This window comes from Embleya sp. NPDC050154 (assembly GCF_044460165.1).
In the GTDB taxonomy this organism is placed as follows: Bacteria; Actinomycetota; Actinomycetes; order Streptomycetales; family Streptomycetaceae; genus Embleya.
Genome location: NZ_JBITJP010000005.1, coordinates 409,143 through 432,382, shown reverse-complemented (window position 1 = coordinate 432,382; position 23,240 = coordinate 409,143). Strand labels below are relative to the sequence as shown.

The 23,240-nt window shown below is 68.4% G+C and carries 17 protein-coding genes and 1 tRNA gene; 3 read left to right on the top strand and 15 right to left on the bottom strand.

Annotated elements, in window-relative coordinates:
* Positions 1-80 precede the first annotated feature (80 nt).
* The gene (polA, locus tag ACIBSV_RS13915; RefSeq protein WP_395862536.1) at positions 81-2,819 is read right to left on the bottom strand and encodes a DNA polymerase I; all 2,739 of its coding nucleotides are present in this window, start codon (positions 2,817-2,819) and stop codon (positions 81-83) included.
* A 55-nt stretch (positions 2,820-2,874) separates the two neighbouring features.
* Between polA and ACIBSV_RS13910 the strand changes: the two genes are divergently transcribed.
* Complete coding sequence (locus tag ACIBSV_RS13910; RefSeq protein ID WP_395862535.1) at positions 2,875-3,303, top strand: hotdog fold thioesterase; 429 nt, start codon at positions 2,875-2,877, stop codon at positions 3,301-3,303.
* Positions 3,304-3,388: 85 nt separating this feature from the next.
* On the opposite strand, the gene ACIBSV_RS13905 is transcribed toward ACIBSV_RS13910, so the two are convergent.
* The 6 genes from ACIBSV_RS13905 to ACIBSV_RS13880 form a co-directional block, all read right to left on the bottom strand.
* The gene (locus tag ACIBSV_RS13905) at positions 3,389-4,093 is read right to left on the bottom strand and encodes an ABC transporter ATP-binding protein (RefSeq protein ID WP_395862796.1); all 705 of its coding nucleotides are present in this window, start codon (positions 4,091-4,093) and stop codon (positions 3,389-3,391) included.
* An 80-nt stretch (positions 4,094-4,173) separates the two neighbouring features.
* Positions 4,174-5,094 carry an ABC transporter ATP-binding protein gene (locus tag ACIBSV_RS13900; RefSeq protein ID WP_395862533.1) on the bottom strand — a complete coding sequence of 307 codons (921 nt, stop codon included), beginning with the start codon at positions 5,092-5,094 and terminating at the stop codon, positions 4,174-4,176.
* Positions 5,091-6,512 carry a branched-chain amino acid ABC transporter permease gene (locus ACIBSV_RS13895; RefSeq protein WP_395862531.1) on the bottom strand — a complete coding sequence of 474 codons (1,422 nt, stop codon included), beginning with the start codon at positions 6,510-6,512 and terminating at the stop codon, positions 5,091-5,093. Before ACIBSV_RS13895 ends, ACIBSV_RS13900 begins: the two co-directional genes overlap by 4 nt.
* Entirely contained in the window at positions 6,509-7,432 is a 924-nt protein-coding gene (locus tag ACIBSV_RS13890) for a branched-chain amino acid ABC transporter permease (protein WP_391582582.1), read from the bottom strand. Before ACIBSV_RS13890 ends, ACIBSV_RS13895 begins: the two co-directional genes overlap by 4 nt.
* Before the next feature lie 101 nt (positions 7,433-7,533).
* The gene (locus ACIBSV_RS13885) at positions 7,534-8,739 is read right to left on the bottom strand and encodes a branched-chain amino acid ABC transporter substrate-binding protein (RefSeq protein WP_395862529.1); all 1,206 of its coding nucleotides are present in this window, start codon (positions 8,737-8,739) and stop codon (positions 7,534-7,536) included.
* Between the two features lie 285 nt (positions 8,740-9,024).
* Positions 9,025-9,645 carry an ANTAR domain-containing response regulator gene (locus ACIBSV_RS13880; protein WP_395862527.1) on the bottom strand — a complete coding sequence of 207 codons (621 nt, stop codon included), beginning with the start codon at positions 9,643-9,645 and terminating at the stop codon, positions 9,025-9,027.
* 109 nt (positions 9,646-9,754) lie between these two features.
* Here ACIBSV_RS13880 and ACIBSV_RS13875 point away from each other — a divergent pair.
* Together ACIBSV_RS13875 and ACIBSV_RS13870 are read left to right on the top strand one after the other, a co-directional pair.
* Positions 9,755-9,832, top strand: a tRNA-Leu gene (locus ACIBSV_RS13875).
* A 69-nt stretch (positions 9,833-9,901) separates the two neighbouring features.
* Positions 9,902-10,666 (top strand): helix-turn-helix domain-containing protein, encoded by a 765-nt coding sequence (locus tag ACIBSV_RS13870; protein ID WP_395862525.1) that lies wholly within the window; start codon positions 9,902-9,904, stop codon positions 10,664-10,666.
* Between the two features lie 48 nt (positions 10,667-10,714).
* Here ACIBSV_RS13870 and pyk read toward each other — a convergent pair whose 3' ends face one another.
* The 8 genes from pyk to ACIBSV_RS13830 all read right to left on the bottom strand — a co-directional run bounded on the left by pyk (position 10,715) and on the right by ACIBSV_RS13830 (position 23,160).
* The gene (gene pyk / locus ACIBSV_RS13865) at positions 10,715-12,139 is read right to left on the bottom strand and encodes a pyruvate kinase (RefSeq protein WP_395862523.1); all 1,425 of its coding nucleotides are present in this window, start codon (positions 12,137-12,139) and stop codon (positions 10,715-10,717) included.
* A gap of 208 nt (positions 12,140-12,347) precedes the next feature.
* The gene (locus ACIBSV_RS13860; RefSeq protein WP_395862522.1) at positions 12,348-13,808 is read right to left on the bottom strand and encodes a glutamate synthase subunit beta; all 1,461 of its coding nucleotides are present in this window, start codon (positions 13,806-13,808) and stop codon (positions 12,348-12,350) included.
* Positions 13,801-18,351, bottom strand: a complete 4,551-nt coding sequence (gltB, locus tag ACIBSV_RS13855) for a glutamate synthase large subunit (protein WP_395862521.1) — start codon at positions 18,349-18,351, stop codon at positions 13,801-13,803. Before gltB ends, ACIBSV_RS13860 begins: the two co-directional genes overlap by 8 nt.
* Before the next feature lie 313 nt (positions 18,352-18,664).
* Positions 18,665-19,411, bottom strand: coding sequence for a VIT1/CCC1 transporter family protein (locus tag ACIBSV_RS13850; RefSeq protein ID WP_395862519.1), 747 nt, complete (start codon positions 19,409-19,411; stop codon positions 18,665-18,667).
* Between the two features lie 147 nt (positions 19,412-19,558).
* On the bottom strand, positions 19,559-20,653 hold the full coding sequence (gene lgt / locus ACIBSV_RS13845; protein WP_395862518.1) for a prolipoprotein diacylglyceryl transferase: 1,095 nt from the start codon (positions 20,651-20,653) through the stop codon (positions 19,559-19,561).
* A 114-nt stretch (positions 20,654-20,767) separates the two neighbouring features.
* On the bottom strand, positions 20,768-21,580 hold the full coding sequence (locus ACIBSV_RS13840) for a DsbA family protein (protein ID WP_395862516.1): 813 nt from the start codon (positions 21,578-21,580) through the stop codon (positions 20,768-20,770).
* Positions 21,577-22,236: a MauE/DoxX family redox-associated membrane protein gene (locus ACIBSV_RS13835; RefSeq protein ID WP_395862514.1), complete on the bottom strand. Its 660-nt coding sequence runs from the start codon at positions 22,234-22,236 to the stop codon at positions 21,577-21,579. Before ACIBSV_RS13835 ends, ACIBSV_RS13840 begins: the two co-directional genes overlap by 4 nt.
* Before the next feature lie 114 nt (positions 22,237-22,350).
* Positions 22,351-23,160 (bottom strand): DsbA family protein, encoded by an 810-nt coding sequence (locus tag ACIBSV_RS13830; protein ID WP_395862512.1) that lies wholly within the window; start codon positions 23,158-23,160, stop codon positions 22,351-22,353.
* Positions 23,161-23,240 lie beyond the last annotated feature (80 nt).

Below are 23,240 nucleotides of genomic sequence, written 5' to 3'. Positions count from 1 at the left end.
CGTCCTCGACCACCGGTGACCCGTGCGAACCTATGCCGGCCACGGCCGGCTCTCCACCCCCACGGCGCACTCATTCACGATCAGTGACCCGCGTCCTCCCAGTTCGCCCCGAAACCGACCGACACGTCCAGCGGGGCGCGCAGCGGATACGCGCCGGCCATCTCCCGACGCACCAGCACCTCCAGCCGCTCCCGCTCGCCCGGCGCCACCTCCAGGACCAGTTCGTCGTGAACCTGGAGCAGTATCCGCGAGGCCAGCTTCTCCTCCCGCATCGCCCGATCCACCGCCAACATCGCGACCTTGACGATGTCCGCCGCCGAACCCTGGATCGGCGCGTTCAACGCCATCCGCTCGGCCATCTCCCGACGCTGGCGGTTGTCGCTGGTCAGGTCCGGCAGATAGCGCCGCCGACCGAACACCGTCTCGGTGTACCCGGTCTGCCGGGCCTCCTCGACCACCTTGTGCAGATAGTCGCGCACCCCGCCGAACCGCTCGAAGTACGTCTCCATCAGCCCGCGCGCCTCACCCGGCTCGATGTCCAACTGCTGCGAGAGACCGAACGCGGAGAGCCCGTACGCCAATCCGTACGACATCGCCTTGATCTTGCTGCGCAGCGCGTGATCCACCGCCTCCGGAGCCACCGAGAAGACCTGCGCGGCCATCGTCGAATGCAGGTCCTCCCCCGTCGTGAACGCCTCGATCAACGCCACGTCCTGGGACAGGTGGGCCATGATCCGCAACTCGATCTGGCTGTAGTCCGCCGTCAACAAGCCCTCGAAACCCTCGCCGACCACGAACGAGCGCCGGATCAGCCGCCCCTCCTCGGTCCGGATCGGGATGTTCTGCAGGTTCGGATCCTGCGAGGACAACCGGCCCGTGGCCGCCACCGTCTGATTGAACGTGGTGTGGATGCGCCCGTCGTCGGCGACCGTCTTGATCAGACCCTCGACCGTGGTGCGCAGCCGGGTCTGATCGCGGTGGCGCAACAGGATCACCGGCAACTCGTTGTCGGTCTGCCCCGCCAGCCAGGTCAACGCGTCCGCGTCGGTGGTGAAACCGGTCTTGATCTTCTTGGTCTTGGGCAGGCCCAGCTCGTTGAACAGGATCTCCTGCAACTGCTTGGGCGAACCCAGGTTGAACTCGTGCCCCACCGCCGCGTGCGCCTCGTCCGTGGCCTGCTTCACCGCCGCCGCGAACTGCTCCCGGAGCGACTCCAGATACGGCAGATCCGCCGCGATACCCAACTGCTCCATCCGCGCCAGCACCGGCAGCAGCGGCAACTCCATGTCCTGGAGCAGCTCCAGACCGCCCTTGGCGGCCAACTCCACATCCAGCGCCGCCGCCAGGTCCACCACCGCGCGGGCCGCCAACATCAGCGCCGCACCCGGCTCCGCCTCGTCCTGATCGGACATGTCCAACGCGAGCTGCCCATCGCCCGCGCCGCTCTGGTCCACCTTCAGCTCACGACCCAAAAAGCGCTCGACCAGCGTCTCCAACGCGAACGAGCGCTGCCCGGGCAACACCAGATACGCGCCCAGCGCGGTATCGCTGGTGACCCCCCACAACGCCCAGCCGCGCGCGGCCAACGCCAGGATCGGGCCCTTCGCGTCGTGCACCGCCTTGGTCCGCTGCGGATCCGCCAACCAGGCCGCCAGCGCCGCGTCGTCGTTCTCGTCCATGCCCAACGGGTCCACGAACGCCGCCGCGCCGTCCGCCGCGGCGAACGCCAGCCCCTTGACCTCGCCGGTCCCGCGCCCCCAAGCGCCGTCCACCGCGAGCCCGGTGCGCTCGGTGCCCGCCGCGTGCTCCTCCAGCCACGCGGTCAGCCCGCCCGGCTCCACCACCGTGGTGTCCAGCTCGAAACCCGGCTCGGCCTCGATCACCTCCGGCACCAGCCCCGGATCCACCGCCCACAACCGGTCCCGGAAGTTGGTGTTGCGGAACTCCAGCGTGTCCAGCACCACCTCGATCGCCGCCCGGTCGAACGGCTTGCGCTCCAGATCGGCCGGCGACACCTCCAGCTCGACCTCGCGCACCAGCTCGGTCAACCGCCGGTTGAGCTTGACGTTGTCCAGGTGATCGCGCAGATTCTGCCCCGCCTTGCCCTTGACCTCGTCCGCGCGCTCCATCAGCTCGGCGAACGAACCGAACTCGCGAATCCACTTCGCGGCCGTCTTCTCGCCCACCCCCGGAATGCCCGGCAGGTTGTCGCTCGGGTCGCCGCGCAACGCCGCGAAGTCGGGATACTGCGCCGGCGTCAGCCCGTACTTCTCCTCCACCGCCTCCGGAGTGAACCGGTGCAGCTTGCTCACGCCCATCATCGGATACAGCACCGTGACGTCCGAGGTGACCAACTGCAACGCGTCCCGGTCGCCGGTGAGGATCAACACCTCGAAGCCCTCGGACGCGGCCCGGGTGGCCAGCGTGGCGATCACGTCGTCCGCCTCGTAGCCCGCCACCCGCATGGTCGGCACGCCCATCGCGGTCAGTTCCTCGACGATCAGCTCGACCTGGCCCTTGAACTCCTCCGGAGTCTCCGACCGGTTCGCCTTGTAATCCGGGAACTCCTCGGTGCGAAACGACTGCCGGGACACATCGAACGCCACACCCAGATGGGTCGGCGCCTCGTCCCGCAACACGTTCACCAACATCGACGTGAACCCGTAGACCGCCTGGGTCGGTTGGCCCGTCGCGGTACTCATCGACGCTTCCTTGAGCGCGTAGAACGCCCGATACGCCAACGAGTGCCCGTCGAGGAGCAGAAGTCGCGGCCGGGAACCGGCGGGAACGGAGGTCTGGGGGGTCTGAGTCGCTGCCACGACCGCGATCCTAGGCTGTCAGGCCGACACAACCACGTATCCGGAGGACCGGCCCATGCCCGACGAGACCACCGCGCCCAACCTCGACGAGGTCCTGGCATTCATGAACATCGGCAACCAGGAGACCCTGTCCGACCGGATGGGGATCACCTTCGTGGAGGCCACCGCCCAACGCGTCGTGGCCACCATGCCGGTCAAGGGCAACACCCAGCCGTACGGACTCCTGCACGGCGGCGCCTCCTGCGTCCTCGCCGAAACCCTCGGCTCCGTCGGCTCCGCACTGCACGCCGGCCCCGACGCGATCACCCTGGGCATCGAGATCAACGCCACCCACCACCGCTCCGCCAAAACGGGCCTGGTCACCGGCGTGGCCACCCCGGTACACCTGGGCCGCACCCTGGCCACCTACGAGATCGTCATCACCGACGAGGACGACAAGCGGGTCTGCACCGCGCGCCTGAGCTGCATGATCAAACGCGGCTGACCAAACGCGGCCGACCGAGCCGCGCCGGCGAACGGCGCCGCGCGGTGAAGGGGCCGACCCCCTCCACCACGCGGCCACCGCGGCGCTACGCGCCCTCGCCCAGATACGCCTCGCGTACCTTCGGGTCCGACAACAGCTGCTCGGCCGGACCGGACAACACCACCGAACCGGTCTCCAGGGCATAGCCCCGGTGCGCCAGCCGCAGCGCCTGCGCCGCGTTCTGCTCGACCAGCAACACCGTGGTGCCCTGCTCGTTGATCTCCCGGATGATCTCGAAGATCTGCGCCACGATCAGCGGCGCCAGACCCATCGACGGCTCGTCCAGGAGCAGCAGCTTCGGCTGCCCCATCAACGCCCGCCCGATCGCCAGCATCTGCTGCTCGCCACCGGACAACGTGCCCGCGAGCTGCGATCGCCGCTCGGCCAGCCGCGGGAACAACTCGAACACCCGGTCCAACTCGGCCCTGGGCACCGACTTGAACCGGTACGCGCCCATGTTCAGGTTCTCCGTGACGGTCATCGCCGGGAACACCCGGCGACCCTCCGGAGAATGCCCGATCCCCAACCCCACCACGTGATGCGCCGGCACCCCGTCGATCCGCTCGCCGCGCCAGCGCACCTCGCCCTCACGCGGCGTCAACAGACCCGAGATGGTGCGCAGCGTCGTGGTCTTGCCCGCGCCGTTGGCGCCGAGCAGCGCCACGATCTCGCCCTCGTTCACCTCGATGTGCACGCCCTTGAGCGCCTGGATGGCGCCGTAGAACACGTGCAGGTCATCAAGCTCCAGCATCTTCTTACGGGGTGTCGTCGCGGTGCTCGCGGCCGGTTTGGCCAGCCCGACCGCGTCCGTGCCCTTGGACTCGGCGGTGCTCATCGCTGCTCCTCCCCGTCCCGCTGCGCGGGGACCGTACCGTCCGACTCGCCCGCGGCCTCGGCATCCGAGGCGGCGACCATCTCGGCGGCCATCTCCGATCCCAGATAGGCCGCGACGACCTCGGGATTGCGCTGCACCTCGGCAGGCGAGCCGGAGGCGATCACCTTGCCGAAGTTGAGCACCGTGACCCGGTCCGCCACCGACATCACCAGGCGCATGTCGTGCTCGATCAAAAGCACGCTGATACCCAGCTCGCGGTTGATCCGGCGGATCAACACCTCCAGCTCGAGCTTCTCGGTCGGGTTCGTGCCCGCCGCCGGCTCGTCCAGGAGCAACACCTGCGGATCGGTGGCCAACGCGCGGGCGATCTCCAGGCTGCGCTGCTGCCCGTAGGACAACGACGCGGCCAACTCGTTGAGCAGCCCGTCCAGCCCCACGAAGTGCAACAGCTCCAGCGCCCGCTTGTCGCTCTCGCGATCCTCGCGCCGCGCGTTCGGCAGCCCCAGCATGATCGACACCGGGCCGGCCTTCTGCCGGGTCTCCGCCGCGATCTTCACGTTCTCCAGCGCGGTCAGCGCGCCGAACAGGCGAATGTTCTGGAACGTGCGGGCCACCCCGAGCCGGTTCACCAGGTGCGGCTTGCGCCCCTTGAGCGAATGCTCGGCACCCGCCCGGTCGCGCAGCACGATGCTGCCTTCCTGCGGGACGTACATCCCGGTGAGCGAGTTGAACAACGACGTCTTGCCCGCGCCGTTGGGACCGATCACCGCGAGAATCTCGCCGCGGTGCAGGTCCAACGCCACATCGGACAGACCCACCAGGCCACCGAAGCGCAGCGTCACACCGCGCACCCGCATGACCTGATCGGCGGGATCCACCCGCGGCCCGTCGTCCGCCTTCGTCGTGGTGATGCTCACGTCATCCTCCCGCCGGCCGGCTCCGACATCGCGTCCGCGTCGCCGAGACCCGCCTTGGCCATGCTCAACTCGCGCTTGCGCCGAACCGAGGGAATCAGGCCCTGCGGGCGGTAGATCATCATGATGATCAACAGCGCGCCCAGGTACATGAATCGGTCGTTCGGGTTGACCCAGTCCTTCATGTACTGCGGCAACCAGGCCAGGAACGCCGTCCCGATGATCACGCCCCACAGCGAGCCCATGCCACCGAAGATGACGTAGGCCACCACCAGCACCGAGAACAGCAGCAGGAAGCTCTCCGGACTGATGAACCGAGCCTTGCTCGCGTACGCGACACCGGCGATGCCGGAGGTCGACGCGCCGATCGCGAACGCCATCAACTTGAACTTCACCGTCGGCACACCGGTCGCCGACGCCGCCACCTCGTCCTCGCGGATCGCGGTCCAGGCCCGACCCACCCGGGAGTGCTCCAACCGCAGGAACGCGATGATCAGGATCGTGGCGATGCCGATCAGCAGGTACCAGTAGGGCACCGGGTCCAGTTCCCAGTCGTAGTCGATCGGACCGACGTGCACCCCGAAGTTCGAGATGCCCTGGACCCCGCGCGGACCGTTGGTGAAGTCGTCCGCGTTCTTGGCGATCAGATAGATGATCTCGTGGAAACCCAGCGTCACGATCGCCAGGTAGTCACCGCGCAGCCGCAACGTCGGCGCGCCGAGCAGCAACCCGGCCAGCAGACACGTGGCCACCGCCACCGGGATCACCAGGAACGCGTTCAGCGTGAACGGCGGATCCACCGGCATCGCGCCGGTCCAGTACGCCGTGCTGTACGCCCCGATCGCGAAGAACGCGATGAAGCCCAGGTCGAGCAGACCCGCCCAGCCGATCACCACGTTCAGGCCGATCGCGAGCAGGACGTAGATCGCCACCTCGTTGACCAGAACCTGGTTCCAGAAGGTGGACAACAGATTCGGCAGCAGGATCAGCAGGCCGATCACCACGGCCGAGAAGCCGATCCGGACCCAAACGATCCTGCGCAGGTTCGCCGACGTCGCCCGGGTCTGCGCGATCAAGCCCTTGACCGGGCCGGTCACCGGCGTGTGGAACCGGTCCAGCGGACCGACACTCGCGGCCAGATAGCGGTTGTACAGCGGCTTGGCGAACTCCAGGACCGCCCACAGCGCCACCGCGCCCAGGACCCACCACACCAGACGCATCGACCCGAGGGTCTTGTCCAGCGAGAAGAACACGTCCTCGCGGCTGCCCTGTGGACCACTCATCACGTCCAGCAGCACCGCCGCCGAGACGGTGCCCACCAGGCGACCGACCATCGGCTGCTGATACCAGCGCTTGCGCCGCAACTTGGCCAGCGCCGAACCCGTCGGCGCGAGATCCCTGTCCTCAGTCGTCGTGGTCACGCCGACCTCCCCAACCGCTCGCCCAGGATGCCGGTCGGCCGGAACATCAGCACCAGGACCAGCACCGCGAAGGCACTGACGTACCGCCACGACTCACCGAAGATCGGCGAAGAGAAGCTCTCCACGATGCCGAGCAGCATGCCGCCCATCATCGCGCCGCGAATGTTGCCGACCCCGCCCACGACCGCCGCGGCGAACGCGGTGATACCCGGCAGGAAGCCCATCGTGAACGACAACTGCAGATGCAGGCCGAACAGGAAGCCGGCGATACCGCCCATGAACCCGCCGATGATGAACGTCCGCGAGATCACCTTGTCGATGTCCACACCCATCAGGCCCGCCGTCTCGGCGTCCTGCGCCACCGCCCGGATACCCGAGCCCAGCTTGGTGCGGTTCACCAGGTAGTCCAGACCGACCATCATCAGCACCGCCGCACAAACGATGAGCAGCTGCAGGATGGTGACCTGGGTGCCGAAGACCGAGAAGACCTTCTTGTTCTCGAACACCGTCGGCAGTGCGCGCGAGTCGCGACCGAACAACTTCCCCGCAAGGTTCTGCAGGAAGTAGGAGGCCCCGATCGCGCTGATCAGGAACGCCAACCGAGGCGCGTTCCTGCGTCTGAGCGGTCTATACGCGACTTTTTCCAGCGTAAAGGCCGTGGCCGCGCCGGCGGTACCGGAAACGGCCAGACCGGCCGCGACCAACAACACCGACATGAACGTCGTCGGATTGCTGCTCGGGTCGATCCAGGTCAAGGCGAGAAGCGCCGAATAGGCGCCCACCATGAACACTTCACTGTGTGCGAAGTTGATGAGTTGCAGAACGCCATAGACCAGGGTATAGCCGATGGCGATCACCGCGTACAACGCACCGAGCATGATCCCTGGAATAAGGTAATCCAGGATTTCATCAGGTTGCATAAGGAAAGCTTCCTCAAGAAAACCGGACGGGCCCGGGTCTTCCCGAAAACTCCGGGAAGACCCGGGCCCGATCGTCAGGTAGCGCCGCCCGATCTATCGGGTCAGCCGCCCACGAGCTGGTCGATGTCGCCCATGTAGCCGATCTTGCCGCCCTTCACCTGGTAGATGAAGGTCGTCGCGCCGTCGAATTCACCGTTCGGCAGGAACTTGAAGGTCTTGGTCAGACCCTTGTACGAGGCACCCTTGAGCTTGGTCAGCATCGCCTCGCGGGTGATCTTCTCCGCGCCGAAGGACTTCATCTGCTCGATCACCAGGTTGGCGATGTCGAACGACTCCGCCGAGTAGGTGCTCGGGTTCGTGTTGAAGCGCTTCTTGTAGTCGTCCGTGAACTGCTTCGTGGCCGCCTCGACGTTCGCGTCGGCGCACGGGCAGGTCAGGAACCAGTCGTTCGCGGCGTCCCCGGCGAGCGAGACGAACTGCGAGTCGTTGGTGCCGTCACCGGAGAACTTGGGACCGGTGAACCCGGCCTCCTTGAGCTTCTTGGCGAACGGCGCGCCGTCCTGGTAGTAGCCCGCGTAGATCATGGCGTCCGCGCCGGAGTTCTTGATCTTCGTGGAGATCGGACCGTAGTCCGGGGTCGCCTTCGGCACGCTGTCCGAGACGACCTGGACGCCGGCCTTGGTCAGCTCGTCCTTGGCGACCTTCGACAGACCCACGCCGTACTCGGTCTTGTCGTCGACGACGAAGACCTTTTTGACCTGAAGCTTCTTCGACAGGTACTTCGCCATCCCGCCGCCCTGGGCGTTGTCGTTCGGCGCCCCGCGCAGGAACGCGGTGAAATTGTTCTCCGCGTTCGTCAGGGACGGGTTGGTCGCCGACGGGGACACCGTGGCGAGCTTCGCCTTGGCGTAGTTCGGCGACGCGGCCTTGGTGGGGCCGGAGAAGGCGGGGCCGACGACGGCAACAACGTTGTTGTCGTCGATCAGCTTTTGCGCCGCGGAGACCGACTTCGTCTCCGACGCCTCGTCGTCCGAGGTCTTGAACTTGAGCGTGAAGGGAAGATCGCCCTTCGCGTTGGCCTGCTCGACGGCGAGACGTGCGCCGTTCTCTTCGTTGATGCCAAGCTGGGCATTCTCCCCCGAGAGCCCCGCTTGGAAACCTATGGTCCAGGTCGGCTTGTTACCACCACCGGGGGCGGTGCTGCCGCCTTCCTTCTTCTTGTCGTCATCGTCACTGCCGCACGCGGAAAGCACGAGTGCCGCTGCCGCGATGGGCAGCGCGATTTTGATCACGCGTCGCTTGAGCACAGCAAACCCCAACCCCTTGTAGAAAAAGTTCGGAGCCCGCATCGGGGCGCCTTCACAAACCGCGATGAACATGCGGTGCCCGGAATGTAGTCCGGCGGGAAGGGCAGCGGCAGTCCGCCGACTGAGATGTGATGCGCCCGTAACCAGAAGTAATCCAAAAGAAACAGTGAATGAAATCTATCGATCCAAAGTGATCAAATATGATCATCCGATGCCGGGAAAACGACGAACCCGCCCGATTTGACCGCAATCGGGCGGGTTCGTGGGAGATTGAGGGAGGCTGGGTCAGTCGGCGACGTCGCCTCCGGACACCACGACCTCGGCCACCGTGCGCATCGACATCCGACGGTCCATCGAGGCCTTCTGGATCCAGCGGAACGCCTCGGGCTCGGACATCCCGTACTTCTCCTGCAACACACTCTTGGCACGATCGACCAGCTTGCGCGTCTCCAGCCGCTGGGTGAGGTCGCCGACCTCACGCTCCAGGGCGGCCAGTTCGGTGTAGCGCGAGACGGCCATCTCGATCGCCGGGACGAGGTCGCCCTTGGTGAACGGCTTGACCAGATACGCCATCGCACCGGCGTCCCGGGCCCGCTCCACCAGCTCGCGCTGGGAGAAGGCGGTCAACATCAGCACGGGGGCGAGGCGGGCCTTCGCGATCTGCTCTGCAGCCGAGATGCCATCGAGTATCGGCATCTTCACGTCCAGGATGACCAGGTCGGGCCGGCACTCGTGGACCAGCTCCACGGCCCGCTGGCCGTCTCCGGCCTCACCGACGACGTGGTACCCCTCTTCCTCCAACATCTCTTTCAGATCGAGCCGGATCAGCGCCTCGTCCTCGGCAATGACGACACGGGCGCGGTGGCTGTCCTGCGATGCGGCGGGCGGCTGCGTGGCGGCGGTCACGTCGCTCCTCGATCAGGGAAATGGTGCGGACACGAGGGTACCGAGAGGCGGTATGGTGTTCCTCGTGCAGGGGGCGACCTCGTTTGATACGAGGCGTTCCCAGGTCAGCGCCCCGGTAGCCCAATTGGCAGCAGGCAATGGATTCAAAACCCATACAGTGTCGGTTCGAGTCCGACTCGGGGCACCAACTAGTCCGATCGAGTGAATCGCACTCGAACATCTGAACCAGCGAGTGGCTGCGGCACACCGTGGTTCCATGCATGACCCCGATCTCCGTCGCCAGGCAATCACTCTGCTGCGGGCAGGCGTCTCCAATGCCGACGTGGCTCGCAGGCTGCGTATCCCGCCAGGGACCGTGGGCTCTTGGCTACACACGGAGCGTTTTCGTCACGGCGACCTCCCTGTACGACGCCGGGCCCTTTGCTTCCGTTGTCTGGAACTCGACGTCGATCGCCCGGCATACGCCTACCTGCTCGGCCTCTATCTCGGCGACGGCCACATCGTGGCCGGCCCCCGCGCGTACAGCCTCAGAATCTCCTGCGCCAACGCGTGGCCGGGCCTGATGCGGGAATGCGCCGATGCCATTGCGCGCGTCCTCCCGGGCTCCGCGTCGAACTTCGTACCCCGCCGAGGGTGTACAGACATCAAGCGCTACTCACAACACTGGCCATGCCTGTTCCCCCAGCACGGCCCCGGCCGCAAGCACGAGCGATCGATCGTCCTCGAATCCTGGCAACAGGACATCGTCCGAGCCGAGCCCTGGGCCCTCGTGCGCGGCCTCATCCACTCCGACGGCTGTCGGAACATGAACTGGACCACCCGCATGGTCGCCGGCGAGCGCAAGCGCTACGAGTACCCGCGCTACCTGTTCACCAACGAGTCCACGGACATCATGCGCATCCTCACGACCACGCTGGACCAACTCGGTGTCGAGTGGAGGTTCGCCCGGCGCAACAACCTGTCGGTCGCCCGCCGTGCCTCCGTCGCACTCATGGACGAACACGTCGGCCCCAAGTACTGACGGCCCGTCACCCAGTGGGTGACGGGCCGTCGGTACTACGACAGGGTCCTACTCGTTGGGCAGATCCCCTATGTGGTGCAGGCGGATCAGGTTGGTCGATCCGGGAACGCCGGGCGGGGAGCCGGCCGTGATCACGACCAGGTCGCCCTTCTTGCAGCGGCCGATCGCGAGCAGTGCCGCGTCCACCTGACGAACCATCTCGTCGGTGTGGCTGCACAGCGGCCCGAGGAAGGTCTCCAGGCCCCACGTGAGCGCCAGGCGGCTGCGCACCGCCGGCTCCGGGGTGAAGGCCAGCATCGGGATCATCGAGCGGTACCGGGACAACCGGCGGCCCGTGTCACCGCTCTGGGTGAACGCCACCAGGTACTTGGCGTCCAGTCGTTCGGCGATCTCGATCGCGGCCTTCGCGATCACGCCGCCCTGGGTGCGCGGACCGGCCAGACCGCGGATCTCCTCCTGCATCGCGGAGGAGTCCTCGGCCGCGACCACGATCCGCGCCATGGTCTTGACGGTCTCGATCGGATACTTGCCGACCGAGGTCTCGCCCGACAGCATGACCGCGTCCGTGCCGTCCAGGACGGCGTTGGCGACGTCGGACGCCTCCGCCCGGGTGGGGCGCGAGGCGCTGATCATCGAGTCGAGCATCTGGGTGGCGACGATGACGGGCTTGGCGTTGGCCCGGGCCAGTGTGATCGCGCGCTTCTGCACGATCGGCACGGCCTCCAGCGGCATTTCGACGCCGAGGTCGCCGCGGGCGACCATGATGGCGTCGAAGGCGTGGACGATCTCCTCGAGGTTGTCCACCGCCTGTGGCTTCTCGATCTTCGCGATCACCGGGAGTCGGACGCCGACCTCGTCCATGATCTTGTGGACGTCCTCGATGTCCTTCGCGGCGCGCACGAAGGACAGCGCGATCATGTCCGCACCGAGGTTGAGGCCCCACTTGAGGTCCTCGATGTCCTTCTCGGACAGCGCGGGCACGCTCACGGCCACACCGGGGAGGTTGAGCCCCTTGTGGTCGGAGACCATGCCGCCCTCGATGACGATCGTGTGCACGCGCGGGCCCTCGACGTCGACGACCTCCAGGGTGACCCGGCCGTCGTCGATGAGGATCCGCTCGCCCTTGGTGACGTCGGCGGTCAGCCCCTTGTAGGTGGTGCCGACCTCGTGCTTGTCGCCGGGGACGTCCTCGGTCGTGATCGTGAACTCGTCGCCGCGCTCCAGGAGCACGGGGCCTTCGGCGAAGGTCTCCAGGCGGATCTTGGGGCCTTGGAGGTCGACGAGGATGCCGACGCTGCGACCGGATTCGTCGGATGCCCGACGGACGCGGTGATAGCGCTCCTCGTGCTCGGCGTACGCGCCGTGGCTGAGGTTGAAGCGGGCTACATCCATGCCTGCGTCGACCAGCGTGCGGATCTGTTCATACGAATTGGTGGCAGGGCCCAGGGTGCAGACAATTTTGGCTCGACGCATGGTCAGAGCCTAGTTCCTACCGCCCGGTAAGCCGTACCCGCGTCCGGTATATGGCGCTTTTCCAACATGCGGAAAGGGCGTCGCAACGGCGACGCCCTTTCCTGTTCACGCGACTTTCGTCACATATTCAAACTCGTACCGCGCGATCACACCGCGTCACGCCGGGTCGGTGCGGATCCGCACGGATCCGCACCGGATCCGCGCCCGATCACACCGTGAGCGGCCGATCGGTGGGCCGGATCGGCGTCGGCAGGTTGGTGCCGCCGGTCAGCCACGCGTCCACCGCGGCCGCGCACGAGCGGCCCTCGGCGATCGCCCAGACGATCAGCGACTGTCCGCGCCCGGCGTCGCCGGCCACGAACACGCCGTCCACGTTGGTCGCGAAGCTCTCGTCGCGTGCCACGTTGCCGCGCTCGTCCAGGGCGAGTCCGAGCTGTTCGACCAGCCCGTTGGAGCGGTCGGTCCCGGTGAAGCCCATCGCCAGGAACACGAAGTCCGCCGGGATCTCCCGCTCGCTGCCGGGTACCGGCACGAAGCGGCCGTCCTTGAACTCGACCTCGACCAGCTTGAGCGCCTTGACCCGGCCGTCCTCGCCGGCCACGAACTCCTGGGTGTTGACCGCGTACACACGCTCGCCACCCTCCTCGTGCGCGCTGGCCACCCGGTAGGTCATCGGGTACGTCGGCCACGGCTGCGCGGCGGGCCGCTCCTCCGAGGGCCGGGGCATGATCTCGAGCTGGGTGACCGAGGCCGCGCCCTGGCGGTGCGCGGTGCCCAGGCAGTCGGCACCGGTGTCGCCGCCGCCGATGATCACCACGTGCTTGCCGGCCACGTCGATCGGCGAGGCGACCAGGTCGCCTTCCTGCACCTTGTTGGCGAACGGCAGGTATTCCATCGCCTGGTGCACACCGCCGAGTTCGCGCCCGGGGATGGGCAGGTCACGTGCGGCGGTGGCGCCGGCGGCGATCACCACAGAGTCGTAGCGCCGGCGCAGCTTGGCCGCGTCCAGGTCGGTGCCGATCTGCATGCCGGTGTAGAACTTGGTGCCTTCCGCGCGCATCTGCTCGATGCGCCGGTTGATGTGCCGCTTCTCCATCTTGAACTCGGGGATGCCGTAGCGCAGCAGTCCGCCGATCCGGTCGGCCCGCTCGTACACGGCGACGGTGTGGCCGGCCCGGGTGAGTTGTTGGGCGACGGCGAGGCCGGCGGGGCCGGAGCCGATCACCGCGACGGTCTTGCCGGAGAGCCGGTCGGGCGGTTGCGGGGCGACGTTGTTGTCGTCCCAGGCCCGGTCGATGATCGAGACCTCGACGTTCTTGATGGTGACCGGGGGCTGGTTGATGCCGAGTACGCAGGCGGCCTCGCACGGGGCGGGGCACAGTCGGCCGGTGAACTCGGGGAAGTTGTTGGTCGCGTGCAGTCGTTCGCTCGCGGCCTGCCAGTCGTCGCGCCAGACCAGGTCGTTCCACTCGGGGATGATGTTCCCCAGCGGGCAGCCGTTGTGGCAGAACGGGATGCCGCAGTCCATGCAGCGGCCGGCCTGTTCGGTGATGATCGGGAGCAGTGTGCGCTCCTCGTACACCTCCTTCCAGTCCCGGATGCGCACGTCGACGGGGCGACGCTTGCCGAGCTCTTGGGGCGTGGTCAAAAAGCCCTTCGGGTCAGCCATGAACCGCCTCCATCATCTTCTGGACGATCTCGGTCTCGGTGAGACCGGCTCGCTCGGCGGCGTCCTTGGCGGCGAGCACTGCCTTGTAGTCCCTGGGCAGGATCTTGGTGAAGCGCCGGGAGGCGGCGTCCCAGTCGGAGAGCAGGGTCTCGGCGACGGCCGAGCCGGTCTCCTCGTGGTGCCGGCGCACAACGTCGTGCAGTTCGGCGCTGTCGAGGGCGTCGAGTTCCTCGACGCCGACGAGTTCGGTGTTGATGTTGTTCGGGTCGGCGTCGAGCAGGTAGGCGACGCCTCCGGACATGCCGGCGGCGAAGTTGCGGCCGGTGCGGCCGAGGACGACGGCCCGGCCTCCGGTCATGTATTCGCAGCCGTGGTCGCCGACGCCTTCGACGACGGCGGTGGCGCCGGAGTTGCGTACGCAGAAGCGTTCGCCGACGACGCCGCGCAGGTAGATCTCGCCGCCGGTGGCGCCGTAGCCGATGACGTTGCCGGCGATGATGTTGTCCTCGGCGGCGAAGCCGGCGGAGCGGTGCGGGCGGACGGTGATCCGGCCGCCGGACAGGCCCTTGCCGACGTAGTCGTTGCCGTCGCCTTCGAGGCGCAGGGTGATGCCCTTGGGCAGGAAAGCGCCGAAGGATTGGCCGGCGGAGCCGGTGAGGGTGATGTCGATGGTGTCGTCGGGCAGGCCGGCGCCGCGGTAGCGCTTGGTGACCTCGTGGCCGAGCATCGTGCCGACGGTGCGGTTGGTGTTTTGCACCGGGAGGTTGATGACGACCCGCTCGCCGTTCTGCAGCGCGTCGGCGCTGAGTTGGATGAGTTGGTTGTCCAGGGCCTTGGCCAGTCCGTGGTCCTGCGGGCTGGTGTGGTGCAGGGCCGTGCCCTCGGCGAGCGTGGGCACGTGGAAGAGCGGCGCGAGGTCGAGGCCTTCGGTCTTCCAGTGTCGGATCGCCGCGCTGGTGTCGAGGAGTTCGGCGTGGCCGACGGCCTCTTCCAGGGTGCGGAAGCCGAGTTCGGCGAGCAGTTCGCGGACTTCTTCGGCGATGAACTCGAAGAAGTTGACGACGTGGTCGGCTTGGCCGTTGTACCGCTCGCGCAGCACGGGGTTTTGTGTGGCGACGCCCACGGGGCAGGTGTCGAGGTGGCAGACGCGCATCATCACGCAGCCGGAGACGACGAGGGGCGCGGTGGCGAAGCCGTATTCCTCGGCGCCGAGCAGGGCGGCGACCAGCACGTCGCGGCCGGTCTTGAGCTGGCCGTCGGTCTGCACGACGATGCGGTCGCGCAGGCCGTTGAGCAGCAGTGTCTGCTGGGTTTCGGCGAGGCCGAGTTCCCAGGGGCCGCCGGCGTGCTTGAGCGAGGTGAGCGGGGAGGCGCCGGTGCCGCCGTCGTGGCCGGAGATGAGCACCACGTCGGCGTGTGCCTTGGACACGCCGGCCGCGACCGTGCCGACGCCGACTTCGGCGACCAGCTTCACGTGCACCCGAGCCGCCGGGTTGGCGTTCTTGAGGTCGTGGATGAGCTGGGCGAGGTCTTCGATCGAGTAGATGTCGTGGTGCGGCGGCGGCGAGATGAGGCCGACGCCGGGGGTGGAGTGTCGGGTGCGGGCGACCCACGGGTAGACCTTGTGGCCGGGCAGTTGGCCGCCTTCGCCGGGCTTGGCGCCCTGGGCCATCTTGATCTGGATGTCGTCGGCGTTGACCAGGTATTCGCTGGTGACGCCGAAGCGTCCGGAGGCGACCTGCTTGATCGCCGAGCGCCGCTGGGGGTCGTACAGCCGCTCGGGGTCCTCGCCGCCTTCACCGGTGTTGGACTTGCCGCCGAGCCGGTTCATCGCGATGGCCAGCGTCTGGTGCGCTTCCATCGAGATGGAGCCGTAGGACATGGCGCCGGTGGAGAAGCGCTTGACGATCTCGGAGATCGGCTCGACCTCGTCGATCGGGATCGACTCGCGGGCGCCGGTCTTGAACGCGAACAGGCCGCGCAGCGTCATCAGCCGCTTGGACTGCTCGTCCACGCGCTCGGTGTACTTCTTGAAGATGTCGTAGCGCCGGGTGCGGGTGGAGTGCTGGAGGCGGAAGACCGTTTCGGGGTCGAACAGGTGCGGTTCGCCTTCGCGGCGCCACTGGTACTCGCCCCCGATCTCCAGTCGGCGGTGCGAGGGGGCGATGCCGGTGGGCGGGTAGGCCTTGGCGTGCCGGCGGGCGACCTCCTCGGCGACGACGTCCAGGCCGATGCCGCCGAGCTTGCTGGTGGTGCCGGTGAAGTATTCGGCGACGAAGTCGGCGGCGAGGCCGACGGCTTCGAACACCTGGGCGCCGCGGTAGGAGGCGACGGTGGAGATGCCCATCTTGGACATCACCTTCAGCACGCCCTTGCCGAGTGCCTTGATCAGGTTGCGGATCGCCTGTTCGGGGGCGATGTCGCCGAGGAAGACGCCGTCGCGGACCAGGTCCTCGACGGATTCCATCGCGAGGTAGGGGTTGACGGCGGCGGCGCCGTAGCCGATGAGCAGCGCGATGTGGTGCACCTCGCGCACGTCGCCGGCTTCGACGATCAGGCCGACCTGGGTGCGGGTCTTGGTGCGGATCAGGTGGTGGTGTACGGCGGAGGTGAGCAGCAGCGAGGGGATCGGCGCGTGCTCGGCGTCCGAATGGCGGTCGGAGAGGACCACGATGCGGGCACCGTCGGCGATCGCGCCGGTGGTCTCGGCGCGGATCTCCTCGAGGCGCTTGGCCAGTGCCGCGCCGCCGCCGTCGACGGGGTAGAGCCCGGAGATGGTGACGGCCTTCAGGCCGGGCTGGTCGCCGTCGAGGTTGATGTGGATCAGCTTGGCGAGTTCGTCGTTGTCGAGCACCGGGAAGGGCAGGACGACGTTGCGGCAGTCGGCGGGCTGGGCGTCGAGCAGGTTGCCCTCGGGGCCGACGAAGCTGCCCAGCGAGGTGACCAGTTCCTCGCGGATGGCGTCCAGCGGCGGGTTGGTGACCTGCGCGAAGAGCTGGACGAAGTAGTCGAAGAGCAGTCGCGGCTTGGCGGACAGCGCGGCGATCGGGCTGTCGGTGCCCATCGAGCCGAGCGGTTCGCCGCCGGAGCGGGCCATCGGCGCCAGGATGACGCGCAGTTCTTCCTCGGTGTAGCCGAAGGTCTGCTGGCGGCGCGAGACGGAGGCGTGCGTGTGCACGACGTGTTCGCGCTCGGGCAGGTCCTCGAGGTTGATCAGGCCCGCGTGCAGCCATTCCTGGTAGGGGTGTTCGGCGGCGAGCGCGGTCTTGATCTCGTCGTCCTCGACGATCCGCCGGGCCTGGGTGTCCACGAGGAACATCCGGCCGGGCTGGAGCCGGCCCTTGCGCACGATCCGCGCCGGGTCGATGTCCAGGACGCCGACCTCGGAGGAGAGCACGACCAGGCCGTCGTCGGTGACCCAGTAGCGCGAGGGTCGCAGGCCGTTGCGGTCCAGGACCGCGCCGATCAGGGTGCCGTCGGTGAAGGTGACGCAGGCCGGGCCGTCCCACGGTTCCATCACGGTGGCGTGGAACTTGTAGAAGGCGCGCCGGGCGGCGTCCATCGTGGCGTGGTTCTCCCACGCCTCGGGGATCATCATCAGCACGGCGTGCGGGAGCGGCCGACCGCCCAGGTGGAGCAGTTCCAGCACCTCGTCGAAGGACGCGGAGTCGGACGCCTCGGGGGTGCAGATCGGGTACAGCCGGCTCAGGTCGCCGGGGATCAGGTCGGTGGCGAGCATCGACTCGCGCGCGGCCATCCAGTTGCGGTTGCCCTTGACGGTGTTGATCTCGCCGTTGTGCGCGATGAAGCGGTACGGGTGGGCGAGCGGCCAGGCCGGGAAGGTGTTGGTGGAGAACCGCGAGTGCACGAGGCCGATCGCGGATGCCAGGCGCCGGTCGGACAGGTCCGGGAAGAACGGCTCCAGTTGCCCGGTGGTGAGCATGCCCTTGTAGACGAGGGTGCGCGCGGAGAGCGAGGCGAAGTAGACGTCGACCTCGCGCTCGGCGCGCTTGCGCAGCGCGAACGCGAGCCGGTCCAGGGCGATCCCGGTGACGGTGTCGTCGACGCCGGCCACGAACAGTTGGGCGAAGCGCGGCATGGTCTCGGCGGCCATGGTGCCGACCAGGCCGGGCGTGGTGGGCACCTCGCGCCAGCCGAGCACGCGCAGGTTCTCCTCGGCGGCGATGCGCTCGATGGAGGACTTGGCGCGGCCGGCGTGCACGTCGTCGTCGGGCAGGAAGGCGATGCCGACCGCGTAGCCGCCGGCGGCGGGCAGGTCGAAGCCCGCGCTCTCGCGCAGGAAGGCGTCCGGGACCTGGATGAGGATGCCCGCGCCGTCGCCGGTGTCGGCCTCGGCGCCGGTGGCGCCCCGGTGCTCCATGTTCCGCAGGACGGTCAGGGCCTGGTCGACGATGTCGTGGCTGGGCTCGCCGGTGAGCGTGGCCACGAATCCGACACCACAGGCGTCGTGCTCGTTACGGGGGTCGTACAACCCCTGTGCCGCGGGAATCGCGGAGAAGAGGGGGCCCGGAGTTGCGGGCATGGCAGGAGGCATGGGCGCTCCCGTCGTCGTCGTGGCGTGTGGTGCGCAACAGGGACGACGTTGGCCCTCTGCGATTTCGTGCAGGTTACACGATCAGTACGTGTATCCGGAACCCGGGACAAACCCGTCTCACCATGCGGTCTCCAGGGTGATCCGGCCGGGCTGTCGAGCGCTGCGCCGCGCCGGTCGCCTTGGCATATCAGCTGGCTCATTCCCGACCATCCCGACACCGAAACTGGGTGTCCGACCCGTGGAATCGGTCGTTTCCGGGTGAGGTCGCCGGGCTACGGCCGTGTTACGTATGCCTCACCCGTCACACCTGTCGGCCGATCAGCAGGCCGAGCAGGTAGGTCAGTCCGCCGGCGGCGGCGCCCAGCACCAACTGGCGGGTCCCGCCGAACCACCACGGCCGGGCGGTGACCCGGGAGACCGCGGCGCCCGCGCCGAACAGGCCGAGCGCGGTGAGCAGCAGGGCGGGGGTGAGCGTGGTCGCGCCGAGCAGGTACGGCAGCAGGGGCAGCAGCGCGCCGATCGCGAAGAAGGCGAACGAGGAGCCGGCCGCGAGCCACGGCGAGGGCAGGTCGTGCGGGTCCACGCCGAGTTCCTCGCGGGCGTGGATCTCCAGGGCCAGCTCGGGGTCGCGGGAGAGTTGGCGGGCGACCTCGACGGCCAGGTCCTCGTCCAGGCCCCGGGCGATGTACAGCTCGGCGAGTTCGCGTTGTTCGGCCTCGGGGCTGCGGCACAGTTCGCGGCGTTCCACCTCGACCTCGGCGCGGGCCAGTTCACCCTGGGAGGCGACCGAGGTGTACTCCCCCGCCGCCATCGAGAAGGCGCCGCCGGCCAGGCCGGCCAGGCCGGTGATCACGACGGTCTTGGGCGTGGCGTCGCTGCCGACGACGCCGGCGATCAGCGCGAAGTTGGAGACCAGGCCGTCCATCGCGCCGAACACGGCCGGGCGCAGCCAGCCGCCGCCGATGTCGCGGTGGGTGTGGTCTATACCGTCCTGGTGTCCGAGGGCCGGGGCACCCGGGCTGTCGGCGGCTGTGTCGGTGGTCTTCAAGGTCGTTCGGCCCTCTCGTCACGCTGGGGCGACGACGCTACCGTTTCGGCCGGACCCGCCGCCGGCCAGGAAAGGCTGTCCGAACCCGGAGAGGCTGCCCGAACCCGCAGGTGGAAGCGGGTCGGGGCAGCCTCGGGTCGAGCGGGGTCAGCCCTTGTCGGCGGGCTTGCGCACGACCGATGCGGCGGGCTCGGCATCCGTGTCCGCGCCGGGGTCGGCGTCGGTCGCGGCCTCGGCCGGCCCACCGGGTTCGTGGTCGGCGCTCTCGGCATCCTTCACGAGCTTCACGGGCTTCGTGGCTTTCGCGTCCGCCGCGTCCTCGGTGCCCCCGGTGTCCTCGGTCGCCTTCGCCTTCTCGGCCTTCTCGGCCCCGTCGGCGTCCTCGTCCTCAGCGTCCTCGTCCATCCCGCGGTCGTGCCCGCGCAGCGTGGCCGGGTCCTCGCGGCCGGGGTGCTTGCGCGCCGAGATCCAGATGTAGGCGAGCGCGCCGGCGAACACGACGATCGAGGTCCAGTTGTTCAGGCGCATGCCCAGCACGTGCTCGGCGTCGTCCACGCGCATGTACTCGATCCAGAACCGGCCCACCGTGTAGCCCGCGACGTAGAGCGCGAAGGCGCGGCCGTGGCCCAGTTTGAACCGGCGGTCGGCCCAGATCACCAGCGCCGCGACGCCGACGCACCACAGCGACTCGTACAGGAACGTCGGGTGGAAGGTGCCGGCCTGGCCGGGGTCGATCACGTTGTGGTCGCCGTCGATCTTCACCGCCCACGGCACGTCGGTCTCGCGGCCGTAGAGCTCCTGGTTGAACCAGTTTCCCCAGCGGCCCACGGCCTGGGCGAGGACGATGCCGGGGGCGAGCGCGTCGGCCAGCGCGGGCAGCGGGATGCCCCGGCGGCGGCAGCCGATCCAGGCGCCCACCGCGCCGAGGGCGATCGCGCCCCAGATGCCGAGGCCGCCCTTCCACACGGCGAACGCCTGCATGGGGTCGCCGCCGTCGCCGAAGTACGGCCCCGGCGTGGTGATGACGTGGTAGATGCGGCCGCCGACGAGGCCGAAGGGCACCATCCACACGGCGATGTCGCCGACCGTGCCGGGGCGACCGCCGCGGGCGACCCAGCGTCGCTCGCCGAGCCAGATCGCGAGGACGACACCGAGGATGATGCACAGCGCGTAGCCGCGCAGCGGGATCGGACCGAGGTCGATCTGGCCGCGGGAGGGGCTGGGAATGAATGCGAGGTCCATGGCGGGTACGACGCTACCGGGTGTGGGGGCGAACGTGTGCGGGCGGGCACATGCGAACGGGCGCGACACCGGAAAATGTGGTGTCGCGCCCGTTCGATGTGCGACGGACGGTGACTACTTGATCGCTGCCAGGATCTGGGCGCGCACCTCGTCGGGGGTGGCCAGGCCGCGACCCTTGACGATCAGGTCGATGGTCTTGCCGTTGATGCCCGCGGTCGGGGTGCCGGTGACCGGGGTGTCGCCGATCTTGGCGTTCTGGAACGCGTCCTCGACCTTGTTGACCCAACCCGCGACGCTCAGGTCGTTGACGCAACTGTCGAAGGTCGGCGAGCGCAGGCCCTCGACCTTGCCCGCGAGGTCGAGCAGGTAGGAGCGGCTGCCGAACTTGTCGTCCAACTCGTCGGGCTGGTTCGCGAAGAGCGTGTCGTGGTACTGCGCGAACTTGCCCGCGGTCTGCGCGCAGCCGGCGGCGTTGGCCGCGTACTTGGAGCCGTTGCCGCCGAGTTTGCCGTCCAGGAAGGACGCGATGTGGTAGTCGATCTTGATGGTGCCGGCGTCGGCCATCTGTCGCAGGGTGGGGCCGAGGGCCTTCTCCACCTCGTGGCAGATCGGGCAGCGGAAGTCCTCGTACATGATCAACGAGGGGGCGTTGGGGTTGCTGCCCACCGAGATGCCCAGGCCGTCCGCGGACAGGTTGGCGGGGGCGCTGAACGGCTTGGCGAGCGCGTCCTTCCAGGGCCCCTTCTTCTTGTTGGTCTTGGACATGCCCACGACCACGCCGATGATGGCGACGACCGCGAGGACGGCCACCACGGCGCCGGCGATGACGATGACGCGCTTGCGCTTGTCGATCGCCTGTTGGCGCGCGCGCTCTTGGGCCATGCGCTCGCGCGCGGTGCGCTTGCCTTCGGAATTCTTCGAGCTCACGTGATCTCAGGGCCTTTCGGTTCCCGGGTTCCGGGGTTCGGGTTCGCGTCCCCGCGGTACTCGTCCGCGTCGGTGTTCCGCTCGTCCTCGTCCTGGTCCGGGTCCTCGTCGTCCGCGTGGTGGTCGAGGTAGGACTGCTCCTCGGGGAACAGCCAGGCGTCCGCGGACAGGCGGGTTCGGGGGAAGACGATCAGCCAGATCGCGAGCAGCATGAAGCCGCAGTCCCGCAGGATCTCCTCGAGGTACGCGGTCTTGTCCGGCTCGACCGGGCCGCCGCCGCCGAAGCAGCCGCAGTCGATCGCCAGGCCGCGGGCCCAGGCCTGGGCGATGCCCGCGATGAACACGAGCAGGAGCAGCGCGGACAAGGACGCGACCAGTCGGGTGCCGAGCCCGATCACCAGGAGCAGGGCCAGGCCCAGTTCCAGGTAGGGCAGGGCGTAGCCGACCGGCTCGACGAGGTTGTCGGGCAGTACGTCGTAGCCCCGGACCGCGTAGGCGGCCTGGTCGGGGTCGAGCGCCTTCTCCCAGCCGGCGTATGCCCAGACGAAGGCCAGGCCCAGTCTGGCGGCGAGGCCGATCCAGGGCGCGATCGCGCGCAGTTTCGCGGGCGGGCCGCCTGTGGCGGTGCCGTTCGCGCCGGCCGTCGTGGTCGTCACAGGGCCACCGGCTCGATCGTCTTGCTTCCCAAGGTCTGACCTCCGTCACGACAGGTGAGGTGCGGGGACCCCGGTCCGGTTCTCCCCCGCACCCCGGACCGGCACATGTCCTGTCTAACCGGCGGAAGGTGCTTGAGGTTCCTCTCCGAGCGCCGCCTTACCACTACCGGGGTTCTCCAGGCGTTGGTCGAGCAGTTCACGAAGGTTGTCGGGCGAACGCATGGCCGAGTTCCCGCTGTCGAGAATTTTTCCGTCCACCGCGATGGCGGGCGTGGCGGAGACGCCGGAGCTTTCGAACGCGGTTTCGGCGGCACTGACCCACGCGGCGTTGGCGTCGGTGTTCACGCACGTGTCGAACGCCTCGCCGCGCAGGCCCGGGACCTGGTCGGCGAGTTCGAGCAGTCGCGCGGCGGTGTAGCCGTCCTCGGATTCCTCGGGCTGGTTGGTGAACAGCACCGTGTGGTAGGCGGCGAACTTGCCCGCGTCCACCGAGCAGCGGGCGGCGTTGGCGGCCTTGACGGAGCCGGTGCCGCCGAGTTTGCCGTCCAGGAAGGAGGCGATGTGGTAGTCGACCTTGATCTTCCCGGCCTCGGCGTAGTCGGCGAGCAGTGGGCCGAAGCCGGTCTCGAAGCGCTTGCAGAACGGGCAGCGGAAGTCCTCGAACACGGTGACCGTCACCGGCGCGGAGGCGCTGCCGACCCGGATGACGCCGTCGGGTTGCACGGCGGCGGGCAGCGTGGCCGGGTCGACGACGCGGATCGCCGACTTGGGGCCGGTCGCCGACTTGTTCTCGCCGGCGTCGTCCTTGTCGTCGTCACCGGTGGTGAGCACGACGCCCAGGACCGCGGCCAGGACGGCGGCCACGAGCACGCCGACGACGGCCAGGATGACGGGTGTTCGGTTGGTCCTGGGGTTGGCGCTCAACGCGGGTTCCTCCGATGCGGGTGGGGGCGGGCATGGCAACGGCCGCCGCGGGAGTGCTGCGGCGGCCGTCGTCCAGCCGG

Bases quoted from the DNA above. Each gene is read 5' to 3' on its own strand.
- lgt (WP_395862518.1), bottom strand. From the start codon at position 20,653: ATGGACCTCGCATTCATTCCCAGCCCCTCCCGCGGCCAGATCGACCTC.
- ACIBSV_RS13910 (WP_395862535.1), top strand. From the start codon at position 2,875: ATGCCCGACGAGACCACCGCGCCCAACCTCGACGAGGTCCTGGCATTC.
- ACIBSV_RS13860 (WP_395862522.1), bottom strand. From the start codon at position 13,808: ATGGCTGACCCGAAGGGCTTTTTGACCACGCCCCAAGAGCTCGGCAAG.
- ACIBSV_RS13890 (WP_391582582.1), bottom strand. From the start codon at position 7,432: ATGCAACCTGATGAAATCCTGGATTACCTTATTCCAGGGATCATGCTC.
- pyk (WP_395862523.1), bottom strand. From the start codon at position 12,139: ATGCGTCGAGCCAAAATTGTCTGCACCCTGGGCCCTGCCACCAATTCG.
- ACIBSV_RS13905 (WP_395862796.1), bottom strand. From the start codon at position 4,093: ATGCTGGAGCTTGATGACCTGCACGTGTTCTACGGCGCCATCCAGGCG.
- gltB (WP_395862521.1), bottom strand. From the start codon at position 18,351: ATGCCCGCAACTCCGGGCCCCCTCTTCTCCGCGATTCCCGCGGCACAG.
- ACIBSV_RS13870 (WP_395862525.1), top strand. From the start codon at position 9,902: ATGCATGACCCCGATCTCCGTCGCCAGGCAATCACTCTGCTGCGGGCA.